We start from the raw sequence: 14876 nt of genomic DNA, 5'->3' as shown, positions 1-14876 counted from the left end.
TGAAAGTGCTTGCATCCACAGCGGTAGATTTTTCGGTCGAGCAATGATTTCCGGTTTGCGGCCATTCTACTGGGCCAATCCAGCCCGAGTTCAAGCTATCCTTTCGGTGTAATCAGCGTTGAAAATTGAACGCCAGCGAAGCGGGCTCCCAAAAAGAGAAAACGAAATTCCGTTTTTGAATTTTTGTAACTTGCACGATTAGCAAAAACGACATCGGGTCGCTGGCAGGAAAGATAAAATGAGGAAACAAGTTTGACTAGTTCCAAGTCCATTGAGCACTTCTCATGCACGAACGTCGAATACCAGAATGGCTTCGCCATGCGCCAGCACCCAGCGTGCGGGGATTCGCCATTCTGGCGGGAACGGAGGCGATTGCCAGGGGTATTTTGATCTCTGTCTTTCCGGTAGCGATGTACAACGCGCTGAAGGATGCGCGTTTTGTATCCGAAATTTATTTCGCCATTGGCGCGGTATCACTCTTGATCGGTCTTCTGGTTCCCTACCTGATCCGGTTTGTCCCACGGAGATGGGTCTATGTGTTCGGCACTCTTTCGTACGTCGCGGGTACGGTTGTGACGACCGTTGCGACCCCTGCTGCCGTTATTGCGGGGCTCGCTCTCACGACTTTCGCCGTTGTGACGACATTTGTGTGCTTCAACGCCTATGTGCTCGACCATGTTGCCAGGATTGAACTGGGACGTTTTGAGACATCGCGGCTTTTTTACAGTGCGCTGGGTTGGACGGCTGGGCCTGCACTTGGCGCGATATTGTACGAATGGTGGCAACCTGCGCCGTTCCTGATTGCAGCCGGTGCGGCGATTGTCATGCTGCTCATCTTTCTTGTTATGCGCCTCGGAAACGGCAGGCTGATCACCAGAAGCCAAAGCGCTCCCGCAAATCCGTTCGCCTATTTCGGGAGGTTTTTTGCGCAACCGCGATTGGTTGCCGGATGGGTATTCGCGGTCGTTCGTTCCTGTGGGTGGTGGATTTATGTCGTATACCTGCCCATCTATGCGGTTCAGAACGGGCTAGGCAGCCAGCTTGGAGGGATTGCTTTATCGATTTCCAATGCCGCCCTGTTTTGCACCCCACTGATGCTTCGTTTCATGCAGCGCAGTTCGGTACGCGCAGCAGTCAGAACCGGATTCCTCATGTCCGGGCTGCTGTTTCTTTTTGCTGGAGTTCCATTCGGAATCCCTGAAGTCACAATCGCATTCTTAATGATGGGCTCGATTTTCCTGATCTTGCTCGATGTTTCCGCTGGTTTGCCGTTCCTTCTCGCAGTCAAACCTTCCGAACGAACTGAGATGTCAGCAATATACGCGAGCTTTCGCGACGTTTCGGGTATTATTACACCTGGTGCCGCCTGGCTGGTTCTTCTCGCTGCACCGCTCTCTGGCGTGTTCGCTGCGGGTGGCGCAGGTTTGCTTTGGACGTGGGTTCTGGCTCGTAAGCTGCACCCCCGGTTGGGCCAGACACGCATATCTGTCGAAAGTACTTCAAAGGAAGCTGGCAAAGTTGCTTCTGATATGGTGAGCCTGCCAAACTTAGTCCATGAGAAATCAGTCGCCAGTCGCTTACCGACTGACACATAATAGAAGCCAGCCATTGAGTGACCAAAGCAACTCAGGCGTCAGTACCGTGCAGCTTCTAGGATTTAGCAGAGATGTTGGACTACAAGAAATGCCATTTCAGCGAATGTGTTAAAGGCAAGCTTAACTCTTTCGACTCTGTTTCCTACACGAAAGGAACCGTTAGCCTTGTAGTCTCGGACTCTTAATCAAACGAGTACGGAAATCATCACCGAAACGTCGGGCCATGCGCCCAGACCGTCAACGAATACCGATCACCATTCTCAACCGGTGTCACCTGATGCAACAAGAAGCTGGGAAAGATGGTCGCGCTGCCCTGATGTCGGCTGGCCGTTACAGCATAAGCGCCCGGCATTATCTCCAAGTCTCCGCCGTCGTACATTCCGGGTTTGCTGAGTTGAACGACCAGCGACAGCTTTCTTTTTCGGGCAACAGGCCCGTCGCTGATATCGGAATGCCACGCAAAATGACCACCATCTGATGCTTTATAGCAGGCAATCTGCGGACTTTCGGCGAACTCGCTCAGATCAAAGCCAAACTTGTCGGTGTTGGAGCGACGGACAACATTGATCAGGCGTGACATCACCCAATCAGAGCCTTCGACGTCGTCCAGCCAGGTCACATCCGCTCTGCGCAGATTATGATCCTTGTTTTGCCCGACAAGCAGAGCCTCGTTCGCCGGGGCTTTTTGTGATGCAGCAACAATCTGCTCACATTCCCGCGCGGTAAATGCACCGGGAATCGAATGAACTTCCAGCATTCTGTACACCATTTTTGATTGGTACTGAATTTTGCCAAGATGCACAGATGGCGCTGCGCTGTTTTCGACCTAAGAGGCTGAAAGCGACGTAATTTTTCTGCAATCTCAATTGTTTTGGGTCCAGGAATCCGGATTTGGAATTCACCCTAGACGTTCTCGGATCCCAAACGGTATACGATGTGCGGCTATCGCCTGCTATTAGACCTTTCAGCGAGTTGCCGAGGTTTATTCCACGCTGGCTTAAGGTCATTGCGATGGCGCGTACCGTGATGGTCGCCCGGGAGAAAAGCGGAAATTCGGCTGTTCCGCAGCATAAGACAGATTGGGCTCGGAGCAACCGTTCGCCGCAACCCTTAAACACGACTACTTCGCGGACAACCTTGCCATCCGCTTCATTTTTCTCACTGTCTGCTAGTGGCGTACGACCGACATCTACCCTTTCCCCGAAAAAGGGGATGGTTCTTCTGCTGCCATTTGGTGCAAAGAAGGACGTCTTCGCTCCTACTGACGGATTTGCAACGTGTTGAAGCTCATCAAGAATGCGCGCCTCTATTCACCTGAACCTGTTGGTTTGGGCCATATTCTCACTGCGGGTGAACGCATCATTTACCTCGGCAGCAATAAACCCGAATTGCCTGTCCAGCTTCAGGCAGAGATCATTGACGTCGAAGGCGCAGCGGTTGTTCCGGGTTTTATTGATGGGCATGCGCATATAACTGGCGGTGGCGGTGAAACCGGACCAGCCAGTCGGGTGCCGCCGCTTGTCCTGTCCTCTTTCACGCGTGCCGGTGTCACTTCAGTTGTTGGAGTATTGGGCACGGACGATCTGACCCGCAACACGCAGACCCTGGTGCAACAGGCCTATGGGTTGCGCGAAGAAGGACTTTCAGCCTGGTGTCACACCGGTGGCTATCACGTCCCACTGACCACCCTCACCGGTTCAGCCCGTGGAGACATTGTGTTCCTTGATCCGGTCATCGGTGTTGGGGAACTGGCGATCAGTGATCACCGGTCGAGCCAACCGACATTGGACGAGCTTCTGCGGATCGCAAGCGAAGCGCATGTCGCAGGCCTGATGACTGGCAAGGCGGGGATTGTGCATTGCCATATGGGAGATGGCGAGCGAGGGCTGTCAATGTTGGAACAAGCTATCGCGACCTGCGAAATCCCCGCACGCGTCTTCAATCCAACCCATGTCAATCGCAACAAACCACTCTTCGAACAGGCCGTGGCGCTAGCTCGGCACGGATGTTACATCGACGCTACTGCATTCCCCTGCGGACATGTCGAGCCGGGCATCTCTGCTGCTGAGGCCTACATTCAGTTTCGCGATTTGGGCGGTCACGCCGACCGGTTCACCATCAGCTCTGACGGTGGTGGCTGCCTGCCCGCCTTTGACCATGAAGGCAATCTGACACGGTTTGGTGTGGGTTTGTCGGACACTTTGCCGGACACGCTGCGCGAACTCACCAACAGAGGAGTACCAATGCCCGAAGCGCTGGCTCCGCTGACCTCAAATGTCGCCGACCTGCTGAAGCTGCACCAGAAAGGTCGTCTGAACGTGGGTATGGACGCTGATTTGGTCGTTCTTGACGAAAACACTGCCGTGCGGCATGTGATGGCCCGGGGGGAATGGCATGTACGCGACGGCCAGATAGCCCGACGCGGCATGTATGAACAGGTTTGAGCGTCCGCGCGGTCCCCGGTGGCTGCCCGCTATAGCACCGGAAGGTAGTTAAGATATGTGCCCTGCACCCGTTGATGCAGAAACCCCGCGCGGGTTCATCATTCCGATCGGCGGCGGTGAAGACCGCGTCAAGGAAATGCAGATTCACCGAAAGTTCGTAGAACTGTCCGGCGGTGCCGACGCTGATATCGTCGTAATCCCAACAGCCTCGATGCTGGAAGAAACCGGGCCGGACTATAACCGCATCTTTTCCGAGCTTGGTGCAGGCAAGGTTGAATTCCTGCCTATCTCGCGCCGCGCCGATTGCGACAACCCGGATTACGCGAGGATGCTGGATCGTGCTACCGGAATTTTTATGACCGGTGGGAACCAGTTGCGCCTGTCAGCGATTCTTGGAGGCACGCTCGTCGCCCAAAAAATCCGGCGCCGAAACGCGGCAGGGGTGCCGGTTGCAGGAACATCGGCCGGTGCTTCGATCATGTCCGAGCATATGGTAGCAGGTGGCAGCAGCAACTCTGGTCCAGCCGAAGGTAACATCACGCTGGCTCCCGGTATGGGTCTGACCAACGCCGTCATCATTGATCAGCACTTCACCCAACGCAACCGCCTGGGTCGATTGCTAACCGCTTCATCTTTTAACCCTTTTCTAATCGGATTGGGCGTTGACGAAGACACGGCGGCCTTCATTGGGCCCGATAACGTCTTTGAAGTAATCGGCAGCGGAACGGTTACCGTGGTGGATGCCAGCCATTTGACCCATTCTTCGATGTGGGATGCCCGTCGCGGCGAAGCACTCAGCCTTCTTGGACTTCGGCTTGACGTTCTGGGTGAAGGGTGCCGTTATGATCTGACGGCTCGCCAGGCTTTTCCGCCGGATGAGCATATGGCGTTCTGCACATTGCCGGATCTGTCCGAGGATGAGGCCGCCAGCGGGGGGAAACAATAAGCTAACCAACGGGGAGCCTCATGAAAATAATCTCGACCAATGTCTTTGTCGGCCCGAATGTCTGGGCAAGTTTTCCGGTCATTCGCCACGTCATTGATCTGGGCGTTCTGGAAGATTGGCCTTCGGCCAAAATTGGTTCCGAGTTTATTGATGCATTGACCCAGACCCTTCCCGGTCTGGCGGAACATGGCTGTTCCTACCGCGAACCCGGTGGTTTCATCCGCCGATTGCGCGAAGATGAAGGCACTTGGCTTGGTCATGTTTTGGAGCATTGTGCCATCGAAGTGCAGAACGTGGCCGGTTCGGATGTAACCTTTGGCAGGACGCGCGGCACAGGCGAACCCGGCCAGTACAACATGGTTTACGAATACCGCCAGCGCGATGTTGGTCTGGACGCAGGCAAGTTGGCAATGCGGCTGCTGATGCATCTGTTGCCGCAATCCCTCAAGGAACAGGTGGACTACGACTTCGACCCGGAATTCAACTGGGATGACGAGTTGCGTAGCTTTGTGCTGCGGGCGCAGCGCAAGGAGTTTGGTCCCTCAACCGGCTCATTGGTTAAGGCCGCGCAAGAGCGTGACATCCCTTGGATCAGGCTGAATTCTGGGTCATTGGTTCAGTTCGGGCACGGCAAATACCAGAAACGCATTCAGGCAACCATAACCTCTGAGACCAAGCATATCTCGGTCGAGATTTCCTGCGACAAGGAAGACACCCACAATCTGCTGAACGATCTGGGCCTGCCTGTGCCGCAGCAACGCATGGTCTATTCCGCGCGTGAAGCCGTGCGCGCCGCCGCACGGATCGGGCACCCGGTGGTGGTCAAACCGCTCGATGCCAATCATGGGCGTGGTGTTTCGATCAACCTGAACTCGGACGAAGAGGTCGAGGCAGGCTTTGCCGAAGCCAAGGAACATTCTCGCAGCCGCGCCATTCTGGTGGAAAGCTTCATCACCGGGTTCGATCACCGGATGCTGGTGGTGAACAACAAGCTGGTCGCTGTAGCCAAGCGCGTGCCGGGCCATGTAGTAGGCGATGGCACGCACACGATTGCCGAACTGGTCGATATCGTGAACGAGGATCCGCGCCGTGGCATCGGGCATGAAAAAGTGCTGACTATGCTGGAGATCGACAATCAGGCCAACCGCCTGATGGAAAATGCTGGCGTGACGGAAGAAACTGTGCTGCCTGACGGCGAGGTCTTCTATCTGCGATCAACCGCGAACCTGTCGACCGGCGGCACGGCCATTGATCTGACGGATGTGGTGCACCCTGACAACCGTGACATGGCCGAGCGTGCCATCATGGCCGTCGGGCTGGATGTGGGCGGCGTCGATTTCCTGATCGACGACATCACCAAATCCTACAAGGATATCGGCGGCGCGATTGTCGAGGTGAACGCCGCCCCTGGGTTCCGGATGCACGTGGCACCGTCCGAAGGTCAGCCGCGCGACGTGGCGGGCAAAGTGATCGACATGCTGTTTCCGGCCACCGAGGAAACCCGCATTCCCATCGCGGCAATCACCGGAACCAACGGCAAGACGACCACTTCAAGGATGCTGGGGCACATCATAAAAACCAGCGGCAAGACCGTTGGCATGACCTCGACCGATGGCGTTTATGTTGACGGCAAGCTGAGCGTGAAGGGCGACATGACGGGACCTAAGTCGGCACAGATCGTTCTGCGCGACCCGGCTGTCGATTTTGCGGTGATGGAAACCGCACGCGGCGGACTTGTGCGCTCGGGTCTGGGCTATCAGCGCTCGAACGTAGCGGCCTGCCTGAACGTCTCGGCAGATCATCTGGGTCTTGGCGGCATCAACACGGTTGAGGAACTGGCCGTTGTCAAACGCGTGGTGGTGGAAAGCGCCACCGACACGGCAGTTCTGAATGCCGATGACATCAACTGTTTGAAAATGGCCGACTATGCCGGTGCGGATCAGATCTTTTATGTCACCACCAATCCGGGGCACAGCCTGGTCAAGGAACATATCAAGGCAGGCGGCAAGGCCATTGTGCTTGAAAAGGGCATGAATGGTGACATGCTGACCATTTATGACAACGGTCTTCATATCCCGGTGCTGTGGTCGCATCTGATCCCGGCGGCATTTGAAGGCAAGGCCATTTTCAACGTCCAGAACGCGATGTTCGCCGCCGCGATGGCCTATAGTTTCGGAGTGGATCTGGACAATATCCGCCATGGGCTGCGCACCTTCGACACCAGCTATTTCCAGGCACCCGGGCGGATGAATGTCTATGACGAGCATCCCTTCAAGGTGATCCTCGACTATGGCCACAACCCTGCCGCGCTCAGGGCGATGGCGGCTCTGGCCGATCAGTTGGAGGTCAAGGGCCGAAGGCTGTGCGTTGTTGCGATGCCCGGCGACCGGCGCGATGAGGATATCATCGACGGGGCCGCCGCATTGGCCGGGCATTTTGATCATTTCATCTGCAAGGCAGATGACCGCCGCCGGGGCCGTGGACACGACGAAGTACCGCAAATGATGCGGCAGGCCCTGATCGACAACCGCGTCGATGATGCCGCGATCACGATCATCCCGGATGAGGTCGAAGCGGTGACTGCAGCGTTGGAACAGGCCGCACCGGGCGATCTGCTGGTGATTTTCGGTGATGACACAACGCGCTGCTGGAAGCAGATCATCTATTTCAACTCCGATAGCGAAGCGCCGGTCACAGAGGCTGCGCCGGTGGCAAGCCCCATCGACACCTCGTTCGAGGACATGTTCGAAAGCGACCAGAACCTGATCCGGGATGCGCGCGGCGTGCGCCTGGCCCGCGACATCAGCGAAGACGCGGATTAAGCGGGGGTACCGGAATGGACCGGATCGAAGAGCTTGAAAACGCGCTGACAATTGAAAGCGCGTACGCCGATCATATCCGGGTAGACGATGCCCGACGCTTGACCGGGCCGGGACTGTTGTGGAACCGCCCCGGCACGGTGATGGATGTGTTTTTCACCGATACCGGCACCGCGCAGGTCACTGCTTTGTGGGAAAAACACGCGCGCCGCGTGCTGGACGCACTTGGCTGGCAGGATCAGGACGTAACCCACCGCAGTTTCACCGGTGGCGTCAATCTGGCGATTTCAGCACCGATGGATCAGCTCTATTCCGCTATCTTCGCGGTGCAAACCGTCTGGCATTTCTGTGCTGCCGAACTGTTGGCATCCGAGCCCGGCGATTTCGATCAGATGGTTGCGGATGTCAAAAGCGTTATGGAGAAGGAAGCCAATCCCGCGCTGATCGCCCTGATTGCGGCAGCAGAAGCGCATGGTGTGGATATCCTGTGCGATGATGACGAAGTGTCGATCGGGCACGGTACTGGCAGTCAGACCTGGCCGGTCGATGCGCTGCCTACCCCCGATGACTTGGACTGGTCGGCTCTGCACAATATCCCGGTGGCCTTCATAACCGGAACCAACGGCAAAACAACCACAACCCGTTTACTTGAGGCGATCGCCCGCGCTTCGGGCAAGGTTGCCGGGCTGACCTCGACCGAATTTGTGCGGGTGGGAGACGACATTCTCGACCGTGGCGATTATTCCGGCCCCGGCGGCGGGCGAATGCTGTTGCGTGACAAAAGGCTGGAGGTCGCCTGTCTGGAAGTCGCGCGCGGAGGTATCCTGCGCCGGGGTCTGCCGACCCGCGCGGCAACGGCAGCGGCGGTCACCAATGTGGCAAACGACCATCTGGGGCAATACGGGGTCAACACGGTGCCAGAACTGGCTCAGGCCAAATTCGCCGTGCATCGCACGCTGGCCGAGGGTGGCGTGCTGGCACTGAATGCCGATGACTTGTATGTCCGCGCAGAAGCGGAAAATACATCCGCAAATATCTGGTGGTTCTCGCTGGATGCGCAGAACAACCTTGTCCGTCAGGCGCGTGATGCGGGCAAGTGCTGCGCCTATGTGCAGGAGGGAGATATCGTCTTTTTCGACGGTGCGGTCGAACAGGTAGTCATTGCAGTTTCCGATGTTCCGCTGACCATGGGCGGCGCTGCGAAATACAATATCCTGAACGCGCTGGCGGCCCTGTGCCTTGCCTTGGCTCTGGACTTGCCCGTTCAGGGGGCTCGGGATGGGTTGGCCGGGTTCAAACCCGACGCCAAGGACAACCCCGGACGCTGCAACGAGTTTAGTTACAATAATGCGCGTGTTTTTGTGGATTTTGCGCATAACCCGCACTCAATTTCGGCCGTTTGCGATGCGCTGTCAAGCCTACCGGCGAAACGGCGTTACATTATGCTCAGCCATGCTGGCGATCGGTCGGATCAGGATATTCGGGACGTTACCGCGACGGCGTTAAATTTCCAGCCCGACGTGGTCGTCGCAGCCGAACTGGAAGGGTATTTAAGAGGTCGCGAATTGGGAGAAATCCCGGACCTGATCAAAAAATCCGCCTTAGAACAGGGATATGACGCGCAACAAGTCCTGAGAGCATCTTCGCCCTCTCTAGCTGCCTCGATGATATTGGAAAAGCTGGAACCGGGTGATCTTGCCTTGCTGTTGGTCCTGTCCGAACGCGACGCCGTGCTCGCGATGCTCGACGGATAAACAGAGCCGGGTGCCGGTGTCACGCAGTTGTAGCTAGCACGCGGCGATGTAAGCGCGCAAATGCAAACAGGCAGGGAAGTATGCACCAAAAATGTTGCACCTTCGACCAAAGACCGATCGGAGGCGGACTACGGTGCAGAACCCGCCAAGTGATCGTTGCGCAGTATCCGGTACTTTGGGCTCTCTGCCGCCTTTTGCTCGCGCAGCGATGACCAGATTCATGCGTCTCTGACACTGGCCATTCCTTCTGACTGAAAAATCGTCCCGTCAGCGCAGTGCTGATGATTGGGCATGGAGGGAGGATTGGAGGGCATATCATGCCTAGAGTTCAACTTCCCTCCGTCACCCCAAAGTGCAAGGCTTGGAACAAGGGGCGGATCATCGGTCAGAAACGTCCACTGTTGCCAAAGCAGGTTTGGGCTATCCGCGCCCGGCTCGAACTCGCTGGTAATCTTCGTGATCTGGCCTTGTTCAACGTCGCCATCGACAGCAAGCTGCGCGGTTGCGACCTAGTCAAACTGGCGGTGGCCGATCTCGTCAAGGATGAACGCGTCCGGGAACGTGTTTCAGTGGTCCAGAGCAAGACCAAACGGCCTGTGCAGTTCGAACTGACGGAAAACACACGCGAAACTGTCTTAGCCTGGGTCAAATCACCTGAGATGTTTGCGTGTCGGTTCATGTTTCCCAGCCGCTTCCATGATCGGCCACACATCTCAACCCGCCAGTATGGACGATTGGTTCGGGATTGGGTGACTGCGATTGGCCTGGAGCCGAGCGGATATGGCACCCATTCGCTCCGTCGAACAAAGGCAGCGGAGATTTATCGAAAAACCGGTAACCTCCGCGCGGTCCAACTGCTGCTCGGTCACACGAAGGTCGACAGTACAGTGCGTTACCTCGGCGTCGAACTCGAAGATGCTCTGAGCATCGCTGAGCGTATCGATATCTAAGCTACCTTGGCGAACGGTTCTGCCGTTCGCCATTTCAATGCGGGTGTCTGTCCCTCATGCGGCGTTGGTCGGTACCGAGCCCAACCTGTGAGTTCGGATTTTTCGCTGCGTGCGCACGCAGTACGGTAATTTCTGCAACTGCGTAAGGCTCGCTGCGGAGAAGCAGCGATAGGACCTGCCATCCGATCGGAGCGCTGCGATACTTGTTTCCAGAACTGATGGTCCAGGACAAAACGCAAGAATACACTCCCAAATTTAAAATCAATGACATTGTAAATGTTAGTCAGCCTGATGCAGCTCAATCCTATGGCGGGCACTATTTAAATGCTTCCTCGAAAAACGCGCTCATGTGTACCAGAAGTTTTAATCTGTTTTTTTGTTTGTAGATCCCATGGCCCTCATCGGAAAAGGTCAACAGGTCATGACCTATTCCCAACTGCGTGAGATCGTTGCTTGCGCGCCGAGAGTTTTCGGGACCGACATTCGTGTCACGCAGCCCATGCACGATCATCAATCGACCAGTGATATGTGGATAGTCCGTTCTGAGCGTACCCTGCTCATAGATGGCGGGTCTTTCCTTTGGAGTGCCCCCAAGCATCTCGACGCTGTAGTCTCGCAGATGCGGCATGGACGTACTTGCATAATCGATAAACAGGTCGCTCATGCCGCAGATCGAACAACTGGCTGAAACCAGATCACGCATTCGCGTGATTGCAAACCAGGCCGAATACCCGCCGTAGGATTGTCCTGCCACACCAATTTTGCCAGGTTGCGCTATTCCCTGTGCGATTAGCATTTCGATCCCGCATCGAATATCCTCCTGCTCGCGCCCGCCCCAGCCATCTTCACGGATCAGGTTTCGATAACGCATCCCAAATCCGGTCGAACCACGGTAGTTCGGGTCGAGCACAGTAAATCCGGCAGCCGCGAGATACTGAATGGCAGAATGCACCTGGTCCTTGCTCATGGCGGTAGGGCCACCATGAACCCAGACCACAAGGCCACGGCTTGGTTGTTGTGGTTGGTAGAGCCAGCCCTGAACCGGTTCGCCATCCGATGACAACCATTTCACCGATTGCGCTTTGGTGAAGCTTCGCTGCTGCTTTGGATGGGCGCAGACAGCCAGTTCCGTGCGGATTTTCCCTGTACTGTCTGTCCGCACAAGTTTTTCCGGTTCGGACGCGCTGTAGGCGCGGGCGATCCAGTCACCGTTCTCCAGCCTGTCCAGCGGGTCGAAACCATGGTCGCCTGTCCCGAAATTGGTTTCCGCTCCAGTGGCGACGTCAAGGATAAATGAGTGCAATCTTCCTTCGCGCGCCTCAGTCACGAGGATCACCAAGAATGGCGACCGCTACATCCGAAAGCTCCTGATCACCGGCATGACATCCCGTGCCCTGATGGGCAGGAAGCACCCGGAGCGCATAGATATCTGGATCGCCAGAATCCTCGCAGAGAAACCGTTTCGGTTGGCGACGGTCGCCATGGCCAACAAGAGCGCCCGGATCATCTGGGCGATACTGACGAAACAACACGAGTACCGGCAGCCGACCGCCTGAACAGGCCGACCTGCCCAGAGATGCAAGACACTTGATGTGATGATGCGGACTTAAGTCAACCAAAAGCCAGGACACTCCGACGAATGTCGCGGCCCAAACCGAGGTCGTTTAGCCGATAGGAACCTTACTTGCGGAACTCATCAAGGCCAGCAGCCGACAACAATGGCTGCGTGAACAGGCCGAACACACGACAGTACTGACGGACCGCCGCTATCAACGCAGAAAACACTTGCAATGCAGGCGCCACCCACACAGGTCCTCTGGCGTCAAATTGGTTGCCGCACTGCAGCATGCGTCAAAGCGGCCGTTCTAAGGCCTCCAAATTGAGTAGGAGCGGGTTCCTTCTTGATTGGGACTTGCACTCTATGAGCTTAGGCTACATCCCAGAAAGCCCCGCATTGGTGTTCAATAGGAACTGGCGGAAAATTGGGCTGCTTGCCGCCCCAATGCCGCGGGCGTTTTCCCCAACTGCTGCGGCTTCTACGACAGGAGGTATCAATCCGCGCTTGTCTTGGTTAAGTAGGTAACGACGAACCCGTGCAACCAACTCTTCCCGTACTTCCGATGGGAAAGCGCCGTCAATGAAAATTGCCTCAAAGTCGATGACCGCGCAAATGGACAAGGCAGCTTTGGCCAGTTCTTGTGCTGTTGTCCCAATCCAGGGTTCGACATATCGTAAAATGCTGCTCCAATCCTGTGGCTTCTGCCAGAGGATTTCGGGATCGACACCGGCTTCGATCAACCTGTCTTCGAGCAGGAAAAGTGAGGCAGTGTCGATCAACTGCTGGCTTTCGCCTAAAGGCCCGGTCGTTCGCATCGCACCCAAGGCACCTGCATTTCCCTGGTTGCCCTCAAACACGGTGCCGTTCAGCGCGACTCCGCCGCCGATCATTGACCCGATGAAGAAATAAAAATAGTCGCGATATTCGGCCCCGCGCCCATAAAGATGCTCGGCGTGACAGGCAGCCGTCGCATCGTTGACCACAAAAACTGGCAGGTCGCTGAACTTGGCGACCTCAGAAAAGAAATTCACGTTTTTCCAGGACCTGAATTTCTTGGCCGCAAGGCCAGACAGGTCGTGCCACTTCCACAGTTCGAACGGAGTTCCAATCCCAATGCCGCAAACACGGTCGCGTAACCTTTGAGGCTCATGGGACAGCAACGTTTCCAAGCCAGTTTCCAGAAACGCGAAAACGACCTCGGGCAGAGGATAGTCATATGTCGTAGAGAGCTGGCGACGTGGCTTGCCCGTAAAGTCGATCAAAAGCAGGTCAGCACTGCGTCGGCCGATCTTCATACCCACCGACAAGATGCCTTCCGGGTTTAGCTCCATTGGGATTGATGGCTTTCCCACTTTCCCGCGCAGTGGCGTTCCACGCTTGAGAATCGCATCATTTTCGAGCTTTCGCAAAATGATGGACACGGTCTGAGGAGACAGCCCCGTCAGGCGCGCGACGTCCGCGCCTGCCGCGGGTCCATGTCGTTGTAAAACTGTCAAAATCAGGCGTTCGTTATGATCGCGAACACCGCTTTGGCTTACGCCTCCAGTCAGTATTTTGAGAGCCTCTTTCTCCATAACCCTGAACATAAACACCTTGTTTTCTTATGGAAAGATACCGGTGCAAATTAATAAATAAACTTTATTTATTTATTGACAGAAGGGCTAGAATCACAGTTTCTTGGATGCGACCTTCATTGGAGGATGGAGGCGCGTCCCGCAGGAACGCCACGCGGGGCGACAACAATTTTCTGGGAGGACAATATGAGAAATCTATTCAAGATTGCTGCATCTGCGACCGTGCTCACAATGGCTGCGGCATCCGCTCAGGCAGCTGGGGAAACAGTCTGTCTGATTACGAAGACCGACACCAACCCGTTCTTTGTAAAGATGAAGGAGGGCGCAACAGCCAAGGCAGAAGAGCTGGGCATGACGCTCAAGGCGTTTGCCGGCAAGGTTGATGGCGACCATGAAACTCAGGTCCAGGCCATTGAAACCTGCATCCTCGATGGCGCAAAAGGCATTCTACTGACGGCATCTGACACCAGCTCGATCGTACCTGCGGTCAAACAGGCGCGGGATGCGGGGGTTTTGGTCATTGCGCTGGATACACCGCTTAGCCCGATTGACTCAGCGGACGCGACATTCGCGACGGACAACTACAAGGCCGGTCTGCTGATCGGTCAATGGGCCAAGGCCAAAATGGGCGACGCCGCGGCCGATGCCAAGATCGCGACGCTGGATCTGAATGTCAGCCAGCCGACAGTGGACGTTCTGCGCAATCAGGGTTTCCTCGACGGGTTTGGCGTGGACTTGGCGGACCCGAATGTCATCGGTGACGAAACCGATGCGCGTCTGGTCGGCAGTGACGTGACCGACGGCAACGAAGAAGGCGGTCGCCGAGCGATGGAAAACCTTCTGGCCAAGGATTCATCGATCAACGTTGTTCACACGATCAACGAACCTGCTGCTGCGGGTGCATATGAGGCACTGAAATCCATCGGGCGTGAAAACGACGTGCTGATCGTTTCGGTCGACGGCGGGTGCCCCGGTGTCCAAAACGTCGAAGCCGGTGTGATCGGGGCGACAAGCCAGCAGTACCCGCTGTTGATGGCCTCGCTTGGTGTTGAGGCCGTGAAAAAATGGGCCGAAGAGGGCGTGAAGCCCGAAAACACACCCGGCAAAGACTTCTATGACACGGGCGTCGCGCTCATCACCGACCAGCCGGTTGATGGGGTCGAGTCGCTGTCGGTCGCAGAAGGCCTGGATCTCTGCTGGGGCTAAAGACAGCCATATCGGGTGAGGCGCGCCACA

General features: G+C 56.1%; 11 protein-coding genes. 8 read left to right on the top strand and 3 right to left on the bottom strand.

Annotation, left to right across the window (positions count from 1 at the left end):
* Positions 1–284: 284 nt before the first annotated feature.
* The gene (locus ACR0K9_RS18825; RefSeq protein WP_480825474.1) at positions 285–1595 is read left to right on the top strand and encodes an MFS transporter; all 1311 of its coding nucleotides are present in this window, start codon (positions 285–287) and stop codon (positions 1593–1595) included.
* Between the two features lie 205 nt (positions 1596–1800).
* Here the strand turns inward: ACR0K9_RS18825 and ACR0K9_RS18820 are convergent, their stop codons facing one another.
* Positions 1801–2352, bottom strand: coding sequence for a 2OG-Fe(II) oxygenase (locus tag ACR0K9_RS18820; RefSeq protein WP_480825511.1), 552 nt, complete (start codon positions 2350–2352; stop codon positions 1801–1803).
* Between the two features lie 520 nt (positions 2353–2872).
* On the opposite strand from ACR0K9_RS18820, the gene iadA reads away from it, so the two are divergent.
* The 5 genes from iadA to ACR0K9_RS18795 all read left to right on the top strand — a co-directional run bounded on the left by iadA (position 2873) and on the right by ACR0K9_RS18795 (position 10508).
* Positions 2873–4039, top strand: a complete 1167-nt coding sequence (gene iadA, locus ACR0K9_RS18815) for a beta-aspartyl-peptidase (protein ID WP_480825472.1) — start codon at positions 2873–2875, stop codon at positions 4037–4039.
* Positions 4040–4094: 55 nt separating this feature from the next.
* Positions 4095–4985 (top strand): cyanophycinase, encoded by an 891-nt coding sequence (locus tag ACR0K9_RS18810; RefSeq protein WP_480825470.1) that lies wholly within the window; start codon positions 4095–4097, stop codon positions 4983–4985.
* Positions 4986–5005: 20 nt separating this feature from the next.
* Positions 5006–7807 carry a cyanophycin synthetase gene (gene cphA, locus ACR0K9_RS18805; protein WP_480825468.1) on the top strand — a complete coding sequence of 934 codons (2802 nt, stop codon included), beginning with the start codon at positions 5006–5008 and terminating at the stop codon, positions 7805–7807.
* A 14-nt stretch (positions 7808–7821) separates the two neighbouring features.
* Positions 7822–9558: a Mur ligase family protein gene (locus ACR0K9_RS18800; protein WP_480825466.1), complete on the top strand. Its 1737-nt coding sequence runs from the start codon at positions 7822–7824 to the stop codon at positions 9556–9558.
* Positions 9559–9875: 317 nt separating this feature from the next.
* Complete coding sequence (locus ACR0K9_RS18795; RefSeq protein WP_480825464.1) at positions 9876–10508, top strand: tyrosine-type recombinase/integrase; 633 nt, start codon at positions 9876–9878, stop codon at positions 10506–10508.
* 316 nt (positions 10509–10824) lie between these two features.
* On the opposite strand, the gene ACR0K9_RS18790 is transcribed toward ACR0K9_RS18795, so the two are convergent.
* Complete coding sequence (locus tag ACR0K9_RS18790; protein WP_480825462.1) at positions 10825–11835, bottom strand: alpha/beta hydrolase family protein; 1011 nt, start codon at positions 11833–11835, stop codon at positions 10825–10827.
* 52 nt (positions 11836–11887) lie between these two features.
* On the opposite strand from ACR0K9_RS18790, the gene ACR0K9_RS18785 reads away from it, so the two are divergent.
* A complete protein-coding gene (locus ACR0K9_RS18785; protein ID WP_480825461.1) occupies positions 11888–12064 on the top strand; it encodes a hypothetical protein in 177 nt (58 codons plus the stop codon).
* A gap of 376 nt (positions 12065–12440) precedes the next feature.
* On the opposite strand, the gene ACR0K9_RS18780 is transcribed toward ACR0K9_RS18785, so the two are convergent.
* Entirely contained in the window at positions 12441–13640 is a 1200-nt protein-coding gene (locus ACR0K9_RS18780) for an ROK family transcriptional regulator (protein WP_480825459.1), read from the bottom strand.
* A 231-nt stretch (positions 13641–13871) separates the two neighbouring features.
* Here ACR0K9_RS18780 and ACR0K9_RS18775 point away from each other — a divergent pair, with 231 nt between their 5' ends.
* Positions 13872–14846: a substrate-binding domain-containing protein gene (locus tag ACR0K9_RS18775; RefSeq protein WP_480825509.1), complete on the top strand. Its 975-nt coding sequence runs from the start codon at positions 13872–13874 to the stop codon at positions 14844–14846.
* Positions 14847–14876 lie beyond the last annotated feature (30 nt).

The organism is Ruegeria sp. L12, assembly GCF_056531745.1.
This window is presented reverse-complemented; position numbering and strand designations above follow the sequence as displayed.

What these genes read in the sequence shown, in the direction of transcription:
- ACR0K9_RS18820 (WP_480825511.1), bottom strand. Translation starts at nt 2,352, where the DNA reads ATGCTGGAAGTTCATTCGATTCCCGGTGCATTTACCGCGCGGGAATGT.
- ACR0K9_RS18810 (WP_480825470.1), top strand. Translation starts at nt 4,095, where the DNA reads ATGTGCCCTGCACCCGTTGATGCAGAAACCCCGCGCGGGTTCATCATT.
- ACR0K9_RS18800 (WP_480825466.1), top strand. Translation starts at nt 7,822, where the DNA reads ATGGACCGGATCGAAGAGCTTGAAAACGCGCTGACAATTGAAAGCGCG.
- ACR0K9_RS18795 (WP_480825464.1), top strand. Translation starts at nt 9,876, where the DNA reads ATGCCTAGAGTTCAACTTCCCTCCGTCACCCCAAAGTGCAAGGCTTGG.
- ACR0K9_RS18785 (WP_480825461.1), top strand. Translation starts at nt 11,888, where the DNA reads ATGACATCCCGTGCCCTGATGGGCAGGAAGCACCCGGAGCGCATAGAT.
- ACR0K9_RS18825 (WP_480825474.1), top strand. Translation starts at nt 285, where the DNA reads ATGCACGAACGTCGAATACCAGAATGGCTTCGCCATGCGCCAGCACCC.
- ACR0K9_RS18775 (WP_480825509.1), top strand. Translation starts at nt 13,872, where the DNA reads ATGGCTGCGGCATCCGCTCAGGCAGCTGGGGAAACAGTCTGTCTGATT.
- ACR0K9_RS18780 (WP_480825459.1), bottom strand. Translation starts at nt 13,640, where the DNA reads ATGGAGAAAGAGGCTCTCAAAATACTGACTGGAGGCGTAAGCCAAAGC.
- cphA (WP_480825468.1), top strand. Translation starts at nt 5,006, where the DNA reads ATGAAAATAATCTCGACCAATGTCTTTGTCGGCCCGAATGTCTGGGCA.